This is a genomic window from Pseudomonas sp. S07E 245 (genome assembly GCF_019599025.1).
In the GTDB taxonomy this organism is placed as follows: domain Bacteria; phylum Pseudomonadota; class Gammaproteobacteria; order Pseudomonadales; family Pseudomonadaceae; genus Aquipseudomonas; species Aquipseudomonas shirazensis.
The window spans coordinates 1,183,129-1,203,628 of the sequence record NZ_CP080625.1 but is presented as its reverse complement, the minus strand read 5'-3'; the positions used below and the strand labels follow the sequence as shown (position 1 = coordinate 1,203,628).

Sequence of the window (20,500 nt, the reverse complement as noted above, 5' to 3'; positions counted from 1 at the left end):
GCTCTTGACGCCTGCCAGCCATCGTCAAGGAGCTTCCCATGCAATTACGGAATATGAAGATCGGCACTCGCGCCGCCAGTGTGTTTACCCTGCTGGGCGTGCTGGTACTGGTCATGGGCTTACTCTCACTGTACGAAACCCGCCAGATGGACCGCTCCACCGATGAGATCCGCGATACCTGGATCCCGGCCATGGTTGCCTTGAGCGACGTCGGCACCAATCTGGGCCGCGCCCGCGCCATTACCCTGCGCACCGCACTGGAAACACAGGCAAGTGCCCGCCAGAGCAGCATGGCCCTGGTCGACAGCATCAACCAGCAACTGGCCAGCGGTATCAAGGCCTATGAAGCAACCATCGTCGCTGCTGATGATCGCGCCCTGTTCAATACCTTCGCCGCCGCCGAGCGCCAGTATCTGGATCAGCAGAAGCAGGTACTCGGCTTGATAGTGGCTGGCAAGGCTGACGAGGCCAATGCGTTATTGACTGGCGCCATGGCGCAGTCCGCCGATGTGATGATGAAAGCCCTGGGCGCTCTGCTCGTTTACAACAGCAATGGCGCCGAGGCGGCCTCCCAGCGCAGCAGCGACGTGGCCGATGAGGCGTTTTCGGTGATCGTCGTGTCGCTGTTGATCATCCTCGGTGCACTGGTGGCCATCGCGATTCTGCTCACCCGCAGCATCGTCGTGCCCTTGGCTGATGCCGTCGCAGTGGCAGAACGCGTCGCCACCAACGATCTGACCCAGGACATCCGTGTACAAGGCCAGGACGAGCCAGCCCTGCTGCTCGCTGCCCTGGCGCGGATGCAGAGCAGCCTGCGCGACACCCTGCGCAAGATCTCTGCCTCATCCGACCAGTTGGCCTCGGCCTCCGAAGAGCTGCACAGCGTGACCGAAGACACCAGCCGCGGCCTGCATCAGCAAAGCGCCGAAATTGACCAGGCAGCCACTGCGGTCAACCAGATGACTGCCGCCGTCGAAGAAGTCGCCAACAACGCCGTGACCACTGCCGATGCATCCAAAGGCGCCGACCAGAGCACCCGTGACGGTCGCGATCAGGTCAATCAGGCACTCAGCTCGATCCAGCATCTGGTCAACGACGTCAGCGGCACTTCAACTGAAATCGAACAACTGGCCACCAGTGCCAACGAAATCAGTCGCGTGCTGGACGTGATCGGCGCCATCGCCGGGCAGACCAACCTGCTGGCCCTCAATGCGGCAATCGAAGCCGCCCGCGCTGGCGAAGCTGGCCGCGGTTTTGCCGTGGTCGCCGACGAGGTGCGCGCCCTCGCCCACCGCACTCAGGAGTCCACCGCTGAAATCGAACAGATGATTGCCGGTATCCAGAACGGCACCGAACGCGCCGTGACAGCCATGCACAGCAGCCGCAGCCGCGCCAACGGCACCTTGGAAGTGGCCCAGTCAGCCGGCGAAGCGTTGGAGGTAATTGCTGAAGCGATTGCCTCGATCAACCAGCGCAACCTGGTCATCGCCAGCGCCTCCGAAGAACAGGCGCAGGTGGCGCGAGAGGTGGACCGCAACCTGGTCAACATCCGCGATCTGTCGATGCAGACCTCGGCGGGCGCCAACCAGACCAGCGCTGCGGCGCAGGATCTGTCGCGCCTGGCAGTGGACCTGAACGGGATGGTGGCGCAGTTCAAGCTTTGACAGTAAAAGGGGGCTGCCGAGCAGCCCCCGCTGTCTATCAGGGGTTGATGTGTAGCGGCTTGCCAGCCCGCTGGGTCTGGCCACGTGTGGCCAGGCAGTAATACAGCGGGCAGGTCACCAACAAGCCAAACAACCACGACAAATCTGCGCCCTCGACCAGATTCGAGTACGGCCCGACATACAGCGCAGTATTGGCAAACGGCAGCTGCACCAGAATGCCGCAGGCGTAGGCAATGATCGCGTGGTGGTTGAAGCGCCCATAGATGCCGCCATCGGCGCTGAAGATCGAGGCGATGTCGTACACGCCTTTCTTGATCAGGTAGAAATCGATGAGGTTGATCGACGCCCACGGCACCAGCACCAGCAGCAGTGCCAGGATCAACCCGATGAACTGGCCGATGAAGTCAGCCGACGCGTTCAGCGCAACCATCCCACAACCGAGCAGAATCACTGCAGCGAGGATCACCCGCACCTTGATGCTGGGAGTCCACTGCGCCGCGAAGGTCTGAATCGCGGTCACGATCGACAGCACCGCGCCGTACAGATTGAGGGCGTTGTGGCTGATGATATTGAGCAGGAACAGCACCATCAGGATCGGCCCCAACCAGCCAGTGGCTTGTTCCACCGCCGCCATGGCATCAGTGCCTTCCGGCACGCACAGCACCGCAATCGCGCCAAAACTGAAGCACAGGATGGTGCCCAGGGTGGCACCGAAATAGGTCGCCCAGAACGGCTTGGCGATGCCGATTTCGCGCGGCAGATAGCGCGAGTAATCAGAGGTGTAGGGCGAGAAGCTGATCTGCCAGATGGTGCCCAGCGACACAGTGGCGATGAAGCCGGACAAGTTGAAGCTGCCGCGGCTGAAGAAGTCGGCGGGCAGGTCCTGGACGAACATCATGATGAAACCGGCCAGCAGCGCCGAACCCATGACCCAGGTGCCGATGCGGTTGAGGCTATGAATGAAGCGGTAGCCGATCACGCCGATCGCCGTGGCGCTGAGCGCGCCGATCACGATTGCCGTCGGCATCGGTACGCTGGGGGCAATGCCATGGATCGATTTGCCGGCCAGCACGATGTTGGAGATGAAGAAGCCAACATAGATAAGTGCGGTGAAGAACACGATCAGCAGAGCGCCATAGCGGCCGAACTGGCCACGGCTCTGGACCATTTGCGGAATGCCCAATTGCGGCCCCTGCGCCGAGGCCAGGGCAATCACCACCCCGCCGAGCAAGTGCCCTAGAGCGATGGCGATCAACCCCCACAGCAGATTCAGATGAAACACCTGAACCACCATGGCGCCGGTGACGATGGGCAGTGGCGCGATGTTGGTGCTGAACCAGAGGGTGAACAGGTCGCGCGCCTTCCCGTGGCGCTCTGCAGGTGGAACGTAATCGACCGTGTGATTCTCGACAAACTGGTGCTGCGACGACGATTGGGACATAGGAATTCAGCTCGAAAGGGTCGTTTTTATCGTTGTAGGAAACCGCTCATGGCGGCCTCTCAGCTGCGGACCATATTATGGTATTCCAAACTTTTGACAACACTGCGCCGCCTTAAAAATCAGTAACTGATCCGGTTCAGCAACCTTCCAAGCCAGTCTAAATTGACGGCAAGACCCCGTATTCAAAGGGTTGGCGCCTTTCATCGTGTTTTTTCCAGATGCGTAATTAGCGCTTGCAAAACGAGTATTACGGTATACCATCAGACACATCAACGATAAAAAGCGGACCACCGCTCCCCTGCGAAGAGGATCACTTCATGATCGACGCAACCGTCTACAAGAACGTCCTGGGCTCCTTCCCGTCCGGCGTTACCGTCATCACCACCCTGGATGACGACGGCCAGATCGTCGGCCTTACCGCCAGCGCGTTTTCCTCGCTGTCGATGGACCCGCCGCTGGTGCTGTTCTGCCCTAATTACAGCTCCGACTCCTACCCTGTCCTGATCGCCAAAAAGCGCTTTGCCATTCACCTGCTCTCCGGCGAGCAGCAGGCCGAGGCTTACGCCTTCGCGAAAAAGGGCAAGGACAAGACCGCTGGCATCGAGTGGACCTTGAGCGAGCTGGGCAATCCCCTGCTGGCCAACGCCACCGCAATCATCGAGTGCGAACTGTGGCGTGAATATGAAGGTGGCGACCACGCCATCATGGTCGGCAAGGTGCAGAACCTGATCGTGCCTGAGCAAGCGCCACAGCCGATGATCTACTGCCGCGGCAAGATGGCCAGCCTGCCTGCCTTCGCCTGAGCACTGCCTATTCTGTCTACGGATGCCAGGCGCGTCCGTTGTGATCACTGACGCCTGCCCTGCCAGGCGCGACATTCAAGCGTTGAGGAATGCCCCATGAAATTTTCGTTGTTCGTGCACATGGAACGTTGGGATGAACAGGTCAGCCACCGCCAGTTGTTCGAAGACCTCACCGAACTGACCCTGATGGCCGAGGACGGCGGTTTCAGCACCGTGTGGATCGGCGAACACCACGCCATGGAATACACCATTTCGCCCAGCCCGATGCCGCTGCTGGCCTACCTGGCCGCACGCACCGAGAAGATTCGCCTGGGCGCCGGCACCATCATCGCGCCGTTTTGGAACCCGATCCGGGTAGCCGGCGAATGCGCCCTGCTCGACGTGATCAGCAACGGGCGAATGGAAGTGGGCCTGGCGCGCGGCGCCTACCAATTCGAATTCGACCGCATGGCCAATGGCATGCCCGCCACTGAAGGCGGCAAGGCTCTGCGTGAGATGGTCCCGGCGGTCCGCGAATTGTGGAAAGGCGATTACGCCTTCGAAGGCGAGGTGTACAAATTCCCTACTTCGACCAGCGTACCCAAGCCAGTCCAAAGCGGCATGCCGCCGATGTGGATTGCCGCACGTGACCCAGACTCGCACAACTTTGCCGTGAAGAACGGCTGCAACGTGATGGTCACCCCGTTGATGAAGGGTGACGAAGAAGTGCTCGACCTGAAAAACAAATTCCAGGCCGCACTGGACAACAACCCAGAGGTACCGCGCCCGCAACTGATGGTGCTGCGCCACACCCACGTGCACAGCGCTGCAGATCCAGATGGCTGGAAGATCGGCGCCAAAGCGATTGCGCGCTTCTACCGCACCTTCGATGCCTGGTTCGGCAACAAGACCGTTCCGGTCAATGGCTTCCTCGAGCCGAGCCCGGAGTCGAAGTTTGCCGAAGTGCCCGCCTTCGAGCTGGACAACATTCGCAAGAACACCATGATCGGCACGCCTGAAGAAATCATTGCGCGCATCAAGTACTACCAGGAGCTCGGCGTCGACGAGTTCAGCTTCTGGTGTGACAACAGCTTGCCGCATGCCGAAAAGAAGAAGTCGCTGGAGTTGTTCATCAAGGAAGTCGTGCCGGCTTTCAACTGAATTCCCATTACCTGAATTCATTGCGGGAACAGCCCGCTCCTGCGGGCTTGATCGCCTGCGAGAGCGGGCATTTTTTTGCCGATCATCTACCTCCCCCCGCACCTGCATCACTGGATTGCCCGGCCTTTGGTCTTATCGCTGGAGAAATTTCAATCAAGCTATTGCAGAACAAATATTATGGTATACCATCAGACAACAAGACCAGATACCTTTGACAGGAGCCACCCATGAGTTTCGAAATCCGCAAGATCGTCACCTACTCCGAAGAAACCCGCATCGAAGGCGGCAAGGCCACCGACAAACCGGTGACCATGGTCGGCCTGGCTGTGGTGATCAAGAACCCATGGGCGGGTCGCGGTTTCGTTGATGATCTGAAACCGGAAATCCGTGCCAATTGCTCCGACCTCGGCGCGTTGATGGTCGAGCGTCTGATTGCTGCCATCGGCGGCGCGGACAAGATCGAGGCCTACGGCAAAGCGGCGGTCGTCGGTGCCGATGGCGAGATCGAACACGCTTCGGCGGTGATCCACACCCTGCGCTTTGGCAACCATTACCGCGAAGCGGTGCAAGCCAAGAGCTACCTGAGCTTCACCAACAAGCGTGGCGGCCCAGGCACCTCGATCCAGATCCCGATGATGCAGAAGGATGACGAAGGCCTGCGTTCGCACTACATCACCCTGGAAATGCAGATCGAAGATGCACCACGTGCCGACGAGATCGTGGTGGTACTGGGCGCCGCTGACGGCGGCCGCCTGCACCCGCGCATCGGCAACCGCTACATCGACCTCGAAGAACTGGCAGCCGAAAAAGCTCAATAACAATTAGATCAACGGGCCGGGGCGTGCGCACAGCGCCACGCCTCACGCTCAAGGAGCGCCCTCGATGATTCAGCCTGTTGCTGAACGCACACCCGCCGGCACCAGCTACCTGGTGACTGGCCAAGGCCAGCCTGTGGTACTGATCCACGGTGTCGGCCTGAACAAGGAAATGTGGGGCGGCCAGATCGTCGGCCTCGCTACTGACTACAAGGTCATAGCCTACGACATGCTCGGCCACGGCCAGAGCCAGTTGCCTGCCGCCGATACCCCACTTGAGGGCTACGCCGCGCAACTGGCCGAGCTGCTCGACCATCTGCAGATCGCCCAGGCCACGGTTATCGGCTTCTCGATGGGCGGCTTGGTGGCACGGGCCTTTGCCCTGAATTATCCGCAGCGGTTGACGGCCCTGGTGGTGCTCAACAGCGTGTTCAACCGCTCGCCCGAGCAGAGCGCCGGGGTCATCGCCCGCGCGGCACAAGCGGCCGAACTGGGCCCGGACGCCAACGTCGACGCCGCCCTGGAGCGCTGGTTCAGCCGCGAGTACAAGGCCGCCAACCCGGCTCAGGTCGCCGCGATCAAGCAGATCCTGGCCAGCAATGACCCGCAGGGCTACCACACTACCTATTCGCTGTTCGCCACCCAGGACATGTACCGCGAAAGCGATCTGGGCAGCATTCAGGCACCAACCCTGATCGCCACCGGCGAACTCGACTCCGGCTCCACTCCGGCCATGACCCGCCAGCTCGCCGCACGTATCCCCGGCGCACATTGCGTGGTCCTCGCCGAACAACGGCATATGATGGCAGTAGAAGCGCCGCGTGAAGTCAACAAGATGCTGCTGGACTTCCTCAGTCAAGCGCGCACCCTCACCGAATCCGCCAAGGGGATAGTTGCATGACCCTCGTTCGTTTCCAGATGTGCATCGATGGCCAATGGTGCGATGCCCAGAACGGCAAGACTTTCGACAGCCTCGACCCGGCCACCGCGCAGGTCTGGGCGCAACTGCCCGACGCCGACGAAGCTGATGTCGAGCAGGCCGTGCAGTCGGCCCAGCGCGCCTTCGACAGCAAGGCCTGGCGCGGCCTCACCGCGACTGCGCGGGGCAAACTGCTGCGCCGGCTTGGCGACCTGATTGCCGAGAATAAAGAACACCTGGCCCAGCTGGAAAGCCGCGACAACGGCAAGCTGATCCGCGAAACCCGCGGCCAGGTCGGTTACCTGCCAGAGTTTTTCCATTACACCGCGGGCCTGGCCGACAAGCTCGAAGGCGGCACCCTGCCGCTGGACAAGCCTGATCTGTTCGCCTACACCGTGCATGAGCCGATGGGTGTAGTGGCCGGCATCATCCCCTGGAACAGCCCGCTGTACCTGACCGCAATCAAGCTGGCACCGGCGCTGGCCGCGGGTAACACTATCGTCCTCAAGCCGTCCGAGCACGCTTCGGCGACCATTCTCGAGCTGGCCCGCCTGGCCCTTGAGGCCGGTTTCCCACCTGGCGTGGTCAACGTAGTCACCGGTTACGGCCCAAGCACTGGCGCTGCCCTCACCCGTCATCCGCTGATCCGCAAGATCGCCTTCACCGGCGGCGCTGCGACTGCCCGCCATGTAGTGCGCAGTAGCGCCGAGAACTTCGCCAAACTGTCGCTGGAGCTGGGTGGCAAATCGCCCAACATCATCTTCGCCGACGCCGACCTGGACAGCGCCATCAATGGTGCAGTGGCCGGTATCTATGCGGCCTCTGGGCAGAGCTGCGTGGCCGGCTCGCGGCTGCTGGTGCAGGACGAAATCTACGACGAGTTCGTTGCACGGCTGGTCGAGCGGGCCAAACGCATCCGCATCGGTAATCCTCAGGACGAGCAGAGCGAAATGGGCCCGATGGCCACCGCACAGCAGCTGGCAGTGGTCGAAGGCCTGGTCGCCGCAGCCTGCGCCGAGGGGGCCAAACTGCGCATGGGTGGCAAGCGGGCCGAGGTCGAGGGCGATGGCTGGTTCTACGAGCCGACCCTGTTCGAGTGCGACAGCAACTCGCTGAAGATCATGCAGGAAGAAGTATTCGGCCCGGTCGCGGCGGTCATTCGTTTCAAGACCGAAGAAGAGGCCCTGGCGATCGCCAACGACTCGCAGTTCGGCCTGGCGGCAGGTATCTGGACCCGCGACCTGGGCCGCGCCCACCGGCTGGCCCGTGACGTGCGCTCAGGGATCATCTGGGTCAACACCTACCGTGCAGTCTCGGCCATGGCGCCGATCGGCGGCTTCAAGAACAGCGGCTACGGCCGTGAAAGTGGCATCGATTCGGTGCTGGCCTATACCGAGCTGAAGACCGTGTGGATCAACCTGTCCACCGCGCCCATGCCCGACCCCTTCGTGATGCGCTAAGGAGCACTGCCAAGATGATCGAACCTGGCATCTACAAAGACGTGATGGGCTCGTTTCCCTCGGGCGTCACGGTCGTTACCACGTTGGACGCCGACGGCGGCATCGTCGGCATCACTGCCAGCGCCTTCAGTGCGCTGTCGATCGAGCCGGCGCTGGTGCTGTTCTGCCCCAACTACGCCTCGGACACCTACCCGATCCTGCGAGACAGCAAGCAGTTTGCCATTCACCTGCTGTCGGCCGGGCAGACCGCCGAAGCCTATGCCTTTGCCGGCAAGGGCAAAGACAAGGCCAAGGGCATCGAGTGGCAGCTCAGCGAGCTGGGCAACCCGCTGTTGACCAAGGCCACCGCGATCATCGAGTGCGAGTTGTGGCGCGAATACGACGGCGGCGATCACGCGATCATCGTCGGTGCGGTGAAAAACCTGGTGCTGCCGGCCGAGCCGGTGACGCCGATGGTCTACCATCGTGGCAAGCTCGGCGCCCTGCCATCGCTCGGCTGACCTGAGTGCCACCGCGCTGCCTGGCGCAGCGCTGACTTTTTGGGGGCTGCGGCGAACCTCACCCTTGTTCGCAGCCCCTGTTTTATTGCGGAGCACTGCCATGAGCAACGACAAGTATCAAAAGGGCCTGGAGATCCGCACGCAGGTGTTGGGCGAAGAGTACGTCAACCGCTCTCTGCAGAACGCCGATGAGTTCACCAAGCCGCTGCAGGACCTGGTCACCGAGTACTGCTGGGGGCATGTCTGGGGCCGTGATGGTTTGTCGCTCAAAGAGCGCAGCATGATAAACTTGGCAATGATTTCCGCGCTCAATCGGCCCCATGAGCTTAAGCTGCACATCCGCGGCGCCTTGCGTAATGGCCTGAGCCGTGAACAGATTCGCGAGATCCTGCTCCAGGTCGGCATTTATTGCGGCGTGCCGGCGGCGGTAGACAGCTTCCGGCTGGCCCGCGAGGCATTTGCCGAAGCCGACGCGGAGTCAACCCGTTAACAGCGGGCTGTTCGAACCACTGCAAGGAGCGCCCCGGTTCGTGGTGCTTCGCGAGGTTGGCGCAACAGCCTCATAAAGAGCGCACCTGATGAAACGCCAGCCACTCGACGACAGCTTCAAGGTCAACCGCAACCCCGTTACCCTGCGCGAGATCGTGCTCGACAAGCTGCGCAACGCGATCATGAACTTTCACCTGTTACCCGGTGACCGCTTGGTCGAACGCGACTTGTGCGACCGCCTCGGCGTCAGCCGTACTTCGGTCCGCGAAGCACTACGCCACCTCGAATCCGAAGGCCTGGTCGAATTTGCCGACGCCAAGGGCCCGCGGGTCGCGATCATCACCCTGGAAGATGCCCGTGACATCTACGAGCTGCGCTGTGTACTCGAGGGCCTGATCGTCCAGCTGTTCACCCTCAACGCCAAGGCCAAGGACATCCGCGCCCTCGAGCGCGCGCTCGAAGTCAACCGCGAAGCGCTTGAAGATGGCGAGTTGCAACAGGTGATCGACTCGGTGCAAGGCTTCTACGACGTGCTCCTGGAAGGCTCCGGCAACCATGTCGCGGCAACCCAGTTGCGTCAGTTGCAGGCGCGCATCAGCTACCTGCGAGCGACCTCGGTGTCGCAACAGAACCGCCGTGGCGCCAGCAACAAGGAAATGGAAAAGATCGTTGCGGCGATCAAGAGTGGCGACCCGCTTGCCGCACACCAGGCCTCGGTCGACCACGTACGCGCTGCCGCTGCAGTGGCGCTGGACTACCTGCGCCAGAAGCAGGACGACAATACCAAGGTGCGCGAGATCGTTGCGCCCCTGGCCCTGAAGGACCCTCGCATAGGCCGCTGACCATGCCCAACGCCCCGCGCTATTGCCCGTACTGCACTACCGAGCTTGCCCGGGGCGTACCTTCCGGTGATACCCATGAGCGCCTGTACTGCGGCGCTTGTGGCTACATCCATTACATCAACCCGAAAATCATCGCCGGCTGCATCATCGAGCGCGATGGCAAGTACCTGTTGTGCCAGCGCGCGATCCCCCCGCGCCCTGGCACCTGGACGCTACCGGCAGGTTTCATGGAAGCCGGCGAAACCACCGAACAGGCGGCGCTGCGTGAAGTCTGGGAAGAAACCGGCGTACAGGCCGAAATCGTCTCGCCCTACTCGATCTTCAGCGTGGCCAAAATCAGCGAGGTGTATATCGTCTTCCGCGCCATCGCCACCGCTGAAACCGGCGTGTTCGGTGCCGAGACCCTCGCCTACAAGTTTTTCGAGCCTGACCAGATCCCCTGGGACGAGATCTACTACCCGGCCATCCGACAGATTCTCGAGCGCTATATCCTGGAGCGTCAGGCGGGTGTGTACGGGATCTACATGGGCAATGACGACACCGGCAAGGTGCATTTCATTCGCTGACTGCGGTGTTGTCTAGCGACGCCCACGCGCCCTCCCGCATTGCATTTAGGCGGCGGCTGGCCCAAGCTCAGTGCTTCCTGACCACCGGACCTGCCAATGCCCAGACACCGCCTGTACCTGATCGCCGTGTTCGCTCTGGTCCTGGTATCGGCCACCCTCGGCTACTGCTCGCGTGATGTCGAAATTAGCGTCCCGGCAGTCGCGCCGCACAGTTATGGCAAAGCGCTGCGCCAGGCCCACGACGGCCTGCCAGGAGCTGCGCGGGTGCTCTATCAACAGTTGCAGCGTGAAGACCTGACGCCCATCCGGCGCGCAGCACTGTATGCCGAGTTGTCCAACTATCCCTCGCCAAAAGCGCTGGAGCTGGCCAGGCTTGACCTGCAACATGATGACCCGATGGTACGTCGCGCAGCCATCGAGAGTATTCGCCGCCTGTTGCCTGCCGGCCAACGCAGCCTGGCGCTTGGGCCTATGCTTGATGATGACGAGCCAAGTGTGCGCTTCGCGGCAGTAGATGCCCTCCTCGGCCTCGACGCGGACGCCATCGGCTTGTATTTCGGGCCGCTGCAACAAGCCCTCGAAGCCTACCAACGAGCCCTTCTGGCGCAACCGGAAGACAGCGCTGCGCAAGTGCATCTGGCCCGGTTGTACCTGCATGAGGATGATTACGCACATGCCGCTTTGGCCCTGCAGCGCAGTCTGCAGCTGAGCCCGCAAAACCTGGATGCCCTCGCCGTCCAGGTACGCCTGCTCGAACGCCAAGGCTTGCACGACGAGTCTCGCCAGGTTTTGGCCAAAGCGCTGGCGCTGCAGCCAGACTCGGCCTTTCTGCAGCACGATCTCGGTCTGTGGCTCAATCGCCATCAGCAAACTGAATATGCCTTGCTGGCGTTTGCCCGCGCGGTTGAACTGGAGCCGGAAAACACTGATTACCGCTACATGCTGGCGGTCACCTTGCATCAGCTCGAGCAGGTTGAAGCCGCCCAGAAGCAGCTGCAAACCATCCTCGACCGGCAACCTGCCAGTCGCAACGCGCGGCTTTTGTTGATCCAGTACTGGAAGGAGACCGGGCAACTGCAGAATGTGCAAGTGCTGCTGGCCGAGCTAGAGCGCCAGAACCCGGACGATCCGATTCTGCAACAAGGCTTGTAGCACTTGGCAACCAATTGCACTCTGTCCGAGGCTTCAGGACTGGGGTTAGAGGCGACGCGGACTGTACAAACTGTTAGCCAGCGCTCTATCACTCTGCCTCGGTCAGCATACTCTGTACCCGAGCAACCAGCAGTGCGAGCGAGAATGGCTTGAGCATCAAGCCCGTATCGGGTTGGTCGAGCAAGGCCTGCTCGATCGGGTGCTCGCTGTAGCCGGTTATGAACAGGATCTTCTGCTGCGGTTGCAGCCGCCGCATCGCCTGCGCCACCTGGCGACCACTGGATCCGCCAAGCAGGCCAATGTCGGTGATGAAAAGATCGAAACTTCCATCGTGGCGAAACTTGCTCATCGCACCTGCAGCATCTGCGACATCGTAAGTCTGTCGCCCCATATCAGCGCTGCCGGGAACGGCGACGCGAGCATGATATCCACGGCGTGCCGCAGCGAGGACGGCCATTGCGCGAGTACACCCAGGGGGTGGCGCCCCAATCGAACATGCGAATGGCCTCCGCAATCGGGTCGACCTGCTTCCAACTGGGTTGAAGATGGATGACTTGAAAATCGGTATCGGACGACTTGCCCTTGGCGACCACTGTCTGGATTCCTTGACCTCGGCTGGCTGACTACTTAATGCGCATGATCTGCTGGAAGTTGATCCACTGCAACGCCGGATTTGCGAGGCAAGCAGGAGACCTCTGACGCCGCTTTGCTCCGAGCTCCCACAGCGTAGCTGGTGTTTCCCCAAAGCTGAATCGACATAAGCCTACATCTGCGGTGTCGCGCCCTACGTAATCTGATCTGCCAGTTGTCCAAACGCGGACAGCACCAGAGGGAAGGATGTTGCCGATGTCAAAACTCATGCACACAGGGCGTAGTTTGCTGGAGCTGCTGTTAGTCTCGGCGGTCGGGCTGATACCGATCGTTTCCGGGCTGACCGTGATGTACTACCAGCTGGAGCGCAAGTTGGACGAAAACGCGCGCATATCGGCCCATGAGGCTTTGTTCGCGATCGATCGACGCTTGGACAGTCTGTTGCTCACGGCCAGTACCGCCAGCCAGTTCAGCGGCCAGGCGTGTGACAACGTGATCGAACAACTGCGAGCGATGACCGCCAGCGACCCGCGAATCCACTCACTGGAGCTGACCAAAGATGATCTGGCGTACTGCAGCACCTTGCCAACGATCATTCCGCATCACATCGACATCACCGCCGGACGCACGGTCAGGCTGAATTTCGACTCGCCGACAACGCCCAATGGCGTGATGGTCGAATACCGGTTGAGCAACGATGGCCCAGGCATCATTGCGACGAGCTATGGCATTGAGCTGCGCAGAGAACTGCAGGGTTTTCAGGATGGGCTTGTGTTGGTACTGGAGTTCGAGGACGCTTATCTCTGGAGTCAAGGCGATAGCCGCGATCAGCAACAACCTTCACAGAGCGAATTCTTCCGCAGTACGCCGTCGACTCGGCATGACTATCGGGTGAACGTGGGCTATCCAGCGGGGTACACGCTGTCAGAGGCGCGTATGCTGATGGTTCAGGTCTTGCCCTCGCTGACGCTGGTAGGTCTGCTGACTGCCGCCATTACCTACTGGGGCATACTCCGCGCTCGGCGCAAGCGAGAGCGCACCACTGCCTGAACCACAAGCAGGGTGCGCCAGCCGTCATTGCACGTCGAGAACGCCGCGACGCACCTGATCCCGCTCGATCGATTCGAACAAGGCCTTGAAGTTGCCTTCACCGAAACCGTCATCACCCTTGCGCTGGATGAATTCAAAGAACACTGGTCCCAACAAGGTCTCCGAGAAGATCTGCAGAAGCAGGCGCTTGTCACCTGATTCAGCCGCGCCGTCGAGGAGAATGCCGCGCGGCTGCAGCTGGTCCACCGGCTCGCCGTGGCCTGGCAGCCGCTCTTCAAGCATCTCGTAGTAAGTCTGTGGTGGCGGGGTCATGAAGCGCATCCCCAGAGCTTTGAGCGCGTCCCAGGTCTTGAGCAGATCATCGGTAAGGAAGGCGACATGCTGGATGCCCTCGCCATTGAACTGCATCAGGAACTCTTCGATCTGGCCGGCGCCCTTGGACGACTCTTCATTCAGCGGAATACGGATCATGCCATCCGGCGCAGTCATGGCCTTGGAGGTGAGGCCGGTATATTCACCCTTGATGTCGAAATAGCGAATTTCGCGGAAGTTGAACAGCTTCTCGTAGAAGTTGGCCCAATACGACATGCGCCCACGGTAGACGTTGTGGGTCAGGTGGTCGATGATCTTCAGCCCCGCACCGACCGGATTGCGCTCGACGCCTTCGATGAACTTGAAGTCGATGTCGTAGATCGAGCTGCCTTCTTCGTGACGGTCGATCAGGTACAGCGGCGCACCACCAATGCCCTTGATGGCGGGCAGTCGCAGCTCCATCGGGCCGGTTTCGATCTCCACCGGCTGCGCGCCCAGCTCGAGTGCACGCGCATAGGCTTCATGGGCGTTGCGCACCTTGAAGGCCATGCCACACACCGACGGACCATGCTCGGCAGCAAAGTACGAGGCAATGCTTTTGGGCTCGTTGTTGAGGATCAGGTTGATGTCGCCCTGGCGGTACAGGTGGACATCTTTGGAGCGGTGCGAAGCGACCTTGGTGAAACCCAGTATCTGAAATACAGGTTCCAGCACGCCCGGCGTCGGCGATGCCAGTTCAATGAACTCAAAGCCCATCAGGCCCATCGGGTTTTCGAAGATATCAGCCATGTTCGTGTCCTCATCTACTGCGTAATAACGATTATTCAGTTGCGTTCGATGGCGGACAGCCGGGTGGCGAGCAGGGGATGCCACGCACGCTGCGGGCGAGGAAAGTACCAATGATCAATTTGAACCCATGGTGTGGCATAGGGGCACATTCTCGGCGGCTTGGCCCTCAGCATGAGAGGACTTTATTGTTTTATTCGTAATTGGATTCTATAGGGCGTAAATGGGTTTGTCGCGCTTTTAGTTGTCCGCTCAGCCCGACCAGCGGCTATCCTAGGCAGGTCATCGTCACATTCAGGTCCACATGCCCCTTTCAAACAAACATCCCGGCCGCCGCCGTTGGCATGCCCTGCTCCCGTGGCTGGTGGGCCTTCTGCCTGTGTTGTGCGGGGCTGGTGTAATGGCTTGGCAAAGCCAGCGTGACATGTATCAGGCCAGCGAGAAAACCAGCCGTCTGGTCGTTGCCCATGTCGAGCACATTCTTGACAGCCTGGCAACGGCAGCCCAGGCCCTGCTGCCACTGGCAGGGCAGCCGTGCGCGCAGCTTGCGGTCGCGCTGCGCAGTGAGGTCACGCGCAATCCTTTTGTGCGCTCAGCCAATCTGGTCAGCGACAACATCCTCTACTGTACGTCATTGTTTGGCGAGCATCAGGAGGATGTCAGCCCCATTCATTATACTGACGACCGTCTGTGGCTGATGGATGGCAACTCTGTCACGCCAGGGCATGCCTTGCTGGTCTATCGTGCAGGCAACGCACAACGCGCGGCGCTCACCATTGTCGACAGTGACCATCTGCTCACTGCCTTGAGGCTCATTGGCAGCGGTCAGCAACTGTACCTGCGCGTCGGCGGCAATTGGATGGGCCAAGATGGCATAGTTCATCAAGGCACTCCGCCTGCATTGCCCAGCGCCGCAGTAGAGCAGGCCTCGACGCGTTATCCGTTCAGTGTCCATGGCGGTTTTGCCGCAGGCGAGCAGGTCGAACTGATCAGTCAGCAGTACCCTGCGGTGATGGCCCTTTTACTGCTGCTGGGCGTCGCGGCCGCAGGTGTCTGCCGCTGGCAACTGCGCCGTGCATCGTCCCCACGCGCGGAGCTGGATCGGGCGCTACAGGCCAACGAATTCGTACCATACTTCCAACCTGTAGTACGCAAGGGTGATTACCACTGGGCCGGGGCCGAGGTGTTGATGCGCTGGAACCATCCGCGCGAAGGTCTGGTGCGCCCTGACCTGTTCATCCCCTATGCCGAACACAGCGGGCAGATCGTCGCGATGACCCGTGCCCTCATGCTGCACACCGCTCAAAGCCTCGCGCCCTACGCGGCCCTGTTGGAAGACGGCTTTCATATCGGCATCAACATCACTGCCGACCACTGCCAGGACCTGAGCTTGCTGGAAGATTGCCGGACGTTCCTGCAGCACTTTCCTCCTGGGCGAGTTGCCTTGACCCTGGAGCTCACCGAACGCAAGTTGCTTGAGGCCACCCCGGTTGCGCTCGAGCTGTTTGCCAAACTGCATGACATGGGCGTGATGATCGCCCTCGACGACTTTGGCACCGGCCAGTCAAGCCTTAATTACCTGCGTCAGTTCAAGGTCGATTACCTCAAGATCGATCAGAGCTTTGTCGCCATGATCGGCGGTGACGCGCTGTCGCAGCACATCCTCGAGAGCATCATCGAACTGTCGGCCAAGCTGGGCCTGGGCATTGTCGCCGAAGGTGTCGAAACAGCCACGCAGCGCGATTATCTGCAAGGTCACGGCGTGGACTTTCAGCAAGGTTACCTGTTTGCTCGGCCGATGCCGCTGGAGGACTTTCTACAGGCGTTGGCGGCTCGTCCGCAGTTGCCCAAGGAAGTTCGCCCTGAGATCATGCGCAGCTGACCAAACCGTTCATTCACTGTAATTGAGGCATTCGTGTCAAAAGGAATTGTTACATCGGTCACGGCGTCCTGCTTGTTCGCCGTGATGTACTTCTACAGCTCGCTGCTGGCGCCGCTCGACGGCGAAGAGATTTTTGGCTGGCGGACCCTGCTGACCCTACCCTGCCTGACCTTTTTCATGCTGCTGAGCAAGGACTGGCAGCGTGTCGCCGAGCTGTTTGCCCGGGTGCGCCGCAGCCCGGCGCTGCTACTGGGCATGCTCGGCACTTCCTGGTTGATGGGTGTGCAGCTGTGGCTGTTCCTCTGGGCACCGTTGCACGGGCGCAGCCTAGAGGTGTCGATGGGCTATTTCCTGTTGCCGCTGGCGATGGTCATGACCGGGCGGCTGGTCTACGGCGAACGGCTTTCACGCCTGCAAAAAGTGGCAGTGGCGTGCGCAGCGCTGGGGGTAGGCCACGAGCTGTACCAGCATGGCAGCTTCGCCTGGGAAACCCTGGTGGTGATGATCGGCTACCCGATCTACTTCGTGCTGCGCAGGCGCTGCCGCACCGATCACCTGGGCGGTCTGTGGTGCGACATGTTCCTGCTGTTGCCGTGGGCGCTGTACTTCGTGTTCCACGGCCCACTGTCGGCCGCCGACCTGCGTGCACACCCCGGGCTTTACGGCTTGATTCCGCTGCTCGGGGCAATCAGCGCCGGTGCACTGATTGCCTATGTACTCGCCAGTCGGCTGTTGCCGTTCGGCCTGTTTGGCCTGCTCAGCTATGTCGAACCGGTGCTGCTGGTCGGCGTCGCCCTGCTGCTGGGCGAAACCATTGGTCGTGACCAGTGGTTGACTTACCTGCCTATCTGGGCAGCAGTACTGGTGCTGGTGCTCGAGGGCATCAAGCACCTGCTCCGTCAACGCCGCCGCTCTGTGTAAGGCGCACCTGGCGCACGCGCCGCTCCTCCACCGCAATCACGGTCATGGTCCAGCCGTTCCAGGCCAGACAATCACCGACCCGCGGCAAGCGGTCCAGCAAGCTCATCACCAGGCCCGCGAGGGTCTGGTAGTCCTCGGTAGCGCGGGCACTGAAGCCGGTCCGCGCCTGCACCTGGCTAAGGTTCAAGGCACCGCTGACCACAAAGCCGTCAGCCTCCTCGACAATGGCCGGGCCTTCGACCTCACTGGCGTCTGGCAACTCACCGGCAATCGACTCAAGAATATCGGTCATGGTCAGCAAACCGGTGAAGTCACCGAATTCGTTGACCACAAAGGCGATATGGGTCGACTGGCCGCGCATCTGCTCCAGCGCATTGAGGATGCTGAAGCTCTCCAGCAGATTCAGGGGCGCCCGCACCATCGCCTCAAGGTCAGGTCTGTTGCCCTCGAGGTACTCCTTGAGCAGCTCCTTCTTGTGCACGAAACCAAGCGGCTCCTCGATACGCCCGTTACGAATCAGTGGTAGGCGCGAGTATGGCGAGTTGGCCAAGGCCAAGGTTATGCTCTCGGCAGGCAGTGCCAGGTCCAGCGCATCGACTTCGGTACGCACCGTCATCACCGTGCGGATCGGCCGTTCGGCAAGGTTCAGCACACCGCTGATCATGACCCGCTCGCGGCGATCGAACAGCACCTGCTCCTGACCACCCTCAACCAGATCGGCAATCTCTTCACCAACTTCGTCCGCTTCTACCCGGCGACCGCCCATCAGGCGCAATACCGCATGCGCAGTGCGCTCACGCAGTGGGCGATGCTGTTGCAGGCTGCGCTTGCGACGAGCCCGGGCGAGCTGGTTGAACAGCTCGATCAGGATCGAGAAACCAATCGCCGCGTACAGGTAGCCTTTCGGGATATGGAAGCCCAGGCCCTCTGCGGTCAGGCTGAAGCCGATCATCATCAAGAAGCCCAGACACAGCATGATCACGGTCGGATGGGCGTTGACGAAGCGGGTCAGCGGCTTGCTGGCAACAATCATGATACCGATCGAGAAGATCACCGCGATCATCATGATCGACAGGTGTTCGACCATACCCACTGCAGTGATCACCGCGTCCAGCGAGAACACCGCATCGAGCACCACGATCTGCGCAACGATCGGCCAGAACGCCGAATGGCGGACGCTGCCGCTGGACTGCGCAACATGCCCTTCCAGTCGTTCGTGCAGTTCCATGGTGGCCTTGAACAGCAGGAACACACCACCAAACAGCATGATCAGGTCACGGCCCGAGAACGTCTTGCCGAAAAGTTCGACCAGCGGCTCGGTCAGGGTGACCATCCACGAGATACTGGCCAGCAGGCCCAGGCGCATGATCAGCGCCAGGCTCAAGCCGATCACCCGCGCGCGGTCGCGCTGATGCGGGGGCAGCTTGTCAGCCAGGATGGCGATGAACACCAGGTTGTCGATACCCAGCACCAGCTCGAGGACGATAAGCGTCAACAGGCCTAGCCAGGCCGTGGGGTCGGCAAGCCATTCCATTAGCGGGTACTCACAAGGGATGTGCTACGGGAGGGGGTGCAAGATGGCCGGGACGACCAGGAACTGGGGGGCTCCGAGAAGGTGTTCATAGATACCTGAATGGGAAATTGGGATGGAGATCCTACAATTACAGTCGTATTTTCTGACAGCGGGAAACTATTACAAAACCTGTAACAGGTGTTTCCGAGGCAAACCGCAGGGGACTTTGGTTCAATACGTAGGCCGGGTGGGCGCGCACCATCAGCGCACCTCAACTCTGGAGTCCTGCTCATGAGCCTGTCCTTGTCCATGGCTGCCTTTGCCCTGGCAGCCTCGATTTCACCCGGCCCCGTCAATATCGTAGCCCTGGCCAGCGGCGCCCGCCACGGCCTGCGGGCGAGCCTTGGCCATGTCGCAGGTGCGACGCTGGGTTTCTGTTTGCTACTGCTGCTGTGCGGTTTGGGTGTGCACCAGCTGTTGCTGCGCTGGCCAGCGCTGGGCCAGTTGCTGTTGTGGGGCGGTGTGTTGTTCCTGCTGTATATGGCTTGGCAACTGGCCCGCGACAACGGCGAACTAGCGGCTGAACAACAGCTGCAGGCACCCTCAGCCTGGCAAGGCGCGGCCATGCAGTGGCTGAGCCCGAAGGCGTGGCTGGCGGCTGTTGCCGGCGTGGGCGCCTATACCGGCGGGGATCAGCCACTGCTGTGGCTGTTCAGCGCAATCTACGCGCCGATCTGCTTTGTCTCGATCGCCAGCTGGGCGTGGGCCGGCAGTGTGATCAGCCACTACCTGGACAAGCCGAAGCGCTTGCGCTTGTTCAATCGCCTGCTGGCGGCATTACTCGTGGCCAGCGCTGTGGTGCTGCTGCGCGCCTGAGGCGTTACGGTAGTGCCCGGGGGTTGCCGCCAGGTGCCGCTTGAACGCGCGCTGCAAATGCGCCTGATCAGCAAAGCCTGCGTCCACCGCCACCTCGGCGATGGGCCGGCCCAGGCGCAGTTGGCTGCGCGCATATTGCACGCGCTGGTCCAGCAGATAACCATGCGGGGTCAACCCAAAGCGCTGGCGGAAGGCGCGAATCAGGTAGGCCCGCGACAAACCAGCAGCGGCGCAGATCTCGGCGAGGGTCAACGGGTCCTGCCGGTGCGTGCGGATGAACGCTGCGCCAGCGTCCAATTGCGCATGCTCATCATTGGGCGTCGCTACCTCAGGTTGCAGATAGCCGGGCAAGTCCCGAAAAAAAGCTGCCAGCAAGGCTTCGCGCTCGGCCGTCGCTTCATCGAACAAGTCCGCGAACAACTGTAGTACCCGGCTGTACAGCGCTGTGGAATGGCTCAGGGTTGCCTCTGGCAACTGCACGCCTTGCGCACTCAGCCACGGCATATCGACAAACAGCATCAGGTACGACCACGCCTCGCCAGCAACTGGGTTGCAACTGTGCACCACGCTCGGTTTGATCAACACCGTGCTGCCCGCAGTCACCTCATGACTGACCGCTCCGGTCATGTAGCTGCTGCGCCCACCCGTAATCACTCCAAGCGAGAAGCTCTCATGGGAGTGTGCCGCGTAACACACCTGGCGGCCGTCACCCACGCGGCGCGCTTCAACAAAAGGCAATGCCGGATCGCGCCAGAACCGTGAGACCTCGATCATCGCC

20 protein-coding genes are annotated in these 20,500 nt (G+C 61.0%); 15 read left to right on the top strand and 5 right to left on the bottom strand.

What is annotated here, in order from left to right:
• Positions 1–38: 38 nt before the first annotated feature.
• A complete protein-coding gene (locus K3F44_RS05375; protein ID WP_150571901.1) occupies positions 39–1,664 on the top strand; it encodes a methyl-accepting chemotaxis protein in 1,626 nt (541 codons plus the stop codon).
• Positions 1,665–1,701: 37 nt separating this feature from the next.
• On the opposite strand, the gene K3F44_RS05370 is transcribed toward K3F44_RS05375, so the two are convergent.
• Positions 1,702–3,105, bottom strand: coding sequence for a cytosine permease (locus K3F44_RS05370; protein ID WP_220633489.1), 1,404 nt, complete (start codon positions 3,103–3,105; stop codon positions 1,702–1,704).
• Positions 3,106–3,422: 317 nt separating this feature from the next.
• On the opposite strand from K3F44_RS05370, the gene K3F44_RS05365 reads away from it, so the two are divergent.
• The 10 genes from K3F44_RS05365 (at position 3,423) to K3F44_RS05320 (ending at position 11,791) form a co-directional block, all read left to right on the top strand.
• Entirely contained in the window at positions 3,423–3,908 is a 486-nt protein-coding gene (locus K3F44_RS05365) for a flavin reductase family protein (protein ID WP_220633488.1), read from the top strand.
• Between the two features lie 96 nt (positions 3,909–4,004).
• The gene (locus K3F44_RS05360) at positions 4,005–5,048 is read left to right on the top strand and encodes an LLM class flavin-dependent oxidoreductase (RefSeq protein WP_101318875.1); all 1,044 of its coding nucleotides are present in this window, start codon (positions 4,005–4,007) and stop codon (positions 5,046–5,048) included.
• A 227-nt stretch (positions 5,049–5,275) separates the two neighbouring features.
• Entirely contained in the window at positions 5,276–5,866 is a 591-nt protein-coding gene (locus K3F44_RS05355; RefSeq protein WP_101318873.1) for an amino acid synthesis family protein, read from the top strand.
• Between the two features lie 64 nt (positions 5,867–5,930).
• Complete coding sequence (locus K3F44_RS05350; protein WP_101318871.1) at positions 5,931–6,764, top strand: alpha/beta fold hydrolase; 834 nt, start codon at positions 5,931–5,933, stop codon at positions 6,762–6,764.
• Positions 6,761–8,242 carry an aldehyde dehydrogenase gene (locus K3F44_RS05345; RefSeq protein ID WP_101318869.1) on the top strand — a complete coding sequence of 494 codons (1,482 nt, stop codon included), beginning with the start codon at positions 6,761–6,763 and terminating at the stop codon, positions 8,240–8,242. Before K3F44_RS05350 ends, K3F44_RS05345 begins: the two co-directional genes overlap by 4 nt.
• Positions 8,243–8,256: 14 nt before the next feature.
• Entirely contained in the window at positions 8,257–8,742 is a 486-nt protein-coding gene (locus K3F44_RS05340; RefSeq protein ID WP_103437117.1) for a flavin reductase family protein, read from the top strand.
• 100 nt (positions 8,743–8,842) lie between these two features.
• Positions 8,843–9,232 (top strand): carboxymuconolactone decarboxylase family protein, encoded by a 390-nt coding sequence (locus K3F44_RS05335; RefSeq protein WP_101318865.1) that lies wholly within the window; start codon positions 8,843–8,845, stop codon positions 9,230–9,232.
• 88 nt (positions 9,233–9,320) lie between these two features.
• The gene (locus K3F44_RS05330) at positions 9,321–10,073 is read left to right on the top strand and encodes a GntR family transcriptional regulator (protein ID WP_101318863.1); all 753 of its coding nucleotides are present in this window, start codon (positions 9,321–9,323) and stop codon (positions 10,071–10,073) included.
• Positions 10,074–10,075: 2 nt separating this feature from the next.
• Entirely contained in the window at positions 10,076–10,639 is a 564-nt protein-coding gene (locus K3F44_RS05325) for an NUDIX hydrolase (RefSeq protein ID WP_101318861.1), read from the top strand.
• A gap of 96 nt (positions 10,640–10,735) precedes the next feature.
• Positions 10,736–11,791: a HEAT repeat domain-containing protein gene (locus tag K3F44_RS05320; protein WP_220633487.1), complete on the top strand. Its 1,056-nt coding sequence runs from the start codon at positions 10,736–10,738 to the stop codon at positions 11,789–11,791.
• Between the two features lie 88 nt (positions 11,792–11,879).
• On the opposite strand, the gene K3F44_RS05315 is transcribed toward K3F44_RS05320, so the two are convergent.
• Complete coding sequence (locus K3F44_RS05315; protein WP_220633486.1) at positions 11,880–12,248, bottom strand: response regulator; 369 nt, start codon at positions 12,246–12,248, stop codon at positions 11,880–11,882.
• 389 nt (positions 12,249–12,637) lie between these two features.
• Between K3F44_RS05315 and K3F44_RS05310 the strand changes: the two genes are divergently transcribed.
• On the top strand, positions 12,638–13,432 hold the full coding sequence (locus K3F44_RS05310) for a CSS-motif domain-containing protein (protein ID WP_188035807.1): 795 nt from the start codon (positions 12,638–12,640) through the stop codon (positions 13,430–13,432).
• 24 nt (positions 13,433–13,456) lie between these two features.
• Here the strand turns inward: K3F44_RS05310 and hppD are convergent, their stop codons facing one another.
• Entirely contained in the window at positions 13,457–14,533 is a 1,077-nt protein-coding gene (gene hppD / locus K3F44_RS05305; RefSeq protein ID WP_101318855.1) for a 4-hydroxyphenylpyruvate dioxygenase, read from the bottom strand.
• Between the two features lie 301 nt (positions 14,534–14,834).
• Here hppD and K3F44_RS05300 point away from each other — a divergent pair, with 301 nt between their 5' ends.
• Positions 14,835–16,412, top strand: coding sequence for a cyclic diguanylate phosphodiesterase (locus K3F44_RS05300; RefSeq protein ID WP_220633485.1), 1,578 nt, complete (start codon positions 14,835–14,837; stop codon positions 16,410–16,412).
• A 33-nt stretch (positions 16,413–16,445) separates the two neighbouring features.
• Positions 16,446–17,333, top strand: coding sequence for an EamA family transporter RarD (gene rarD, locus K3F44_RS05295; protein WP_101318851.1), 888 nt, complete (start codon positions 16,446–16,448; stop codon positions 17,331–17,333).
• Here the strand turns inward: rarD and K3F44_RS05290 are convergent.
• On the bottom strand, positions 17,296–18,867 hold the full coding sequence (locus K3F44_RS05290) for a TerC family protein (protein ID WP_101318849.1): 1,572 nt from the start codon (positions 18,865–18,867) through the stop codon (positions 17,296–17,298). The genes rarD and K3F44_RS05290 overlap by 38 nt on opposite strands.
• A 270-nt stretch (positions 18,868–19,137) precedes the next feature.
• On the opposite strand from K3F44_RS05290, the gene K3F44_RS05285 reads away from it, so the two are divergent.
• The gene (locus K3F44_RS05285; RefSeq protein WP_220633484.1) at positions 19,138–19,722 is read left to right on the top strand and encodes a LysE family translocator; all 585 of its coding nucleotides are present in this window, start codon (positions 19,138–19,140) and stop codon (positions 19,720–19,722) included.
• Here the strand turns inward: K3F44_RS05285 and K3F44_RS05280 are convergent.
• Positions 19,684–20,496 carry an AraC family transcriptional regulator gene (locus K3F44_RS05280; protein ID WP_220633483.1) on the bottom strand — a complete coding sequence of 271 codons (813 nt, stop codon included), beginning with the start codon at positions 20,494–20,496 and terminating at the stop codon, positions 19,684–19,686. The genes K3F44_RS05285 and K3F44_RS05280 overlap by 39 nt on opposite strands.
• Between the last annotated feature and the right edge of the window lie 4 nt (positions 20,497–20,500).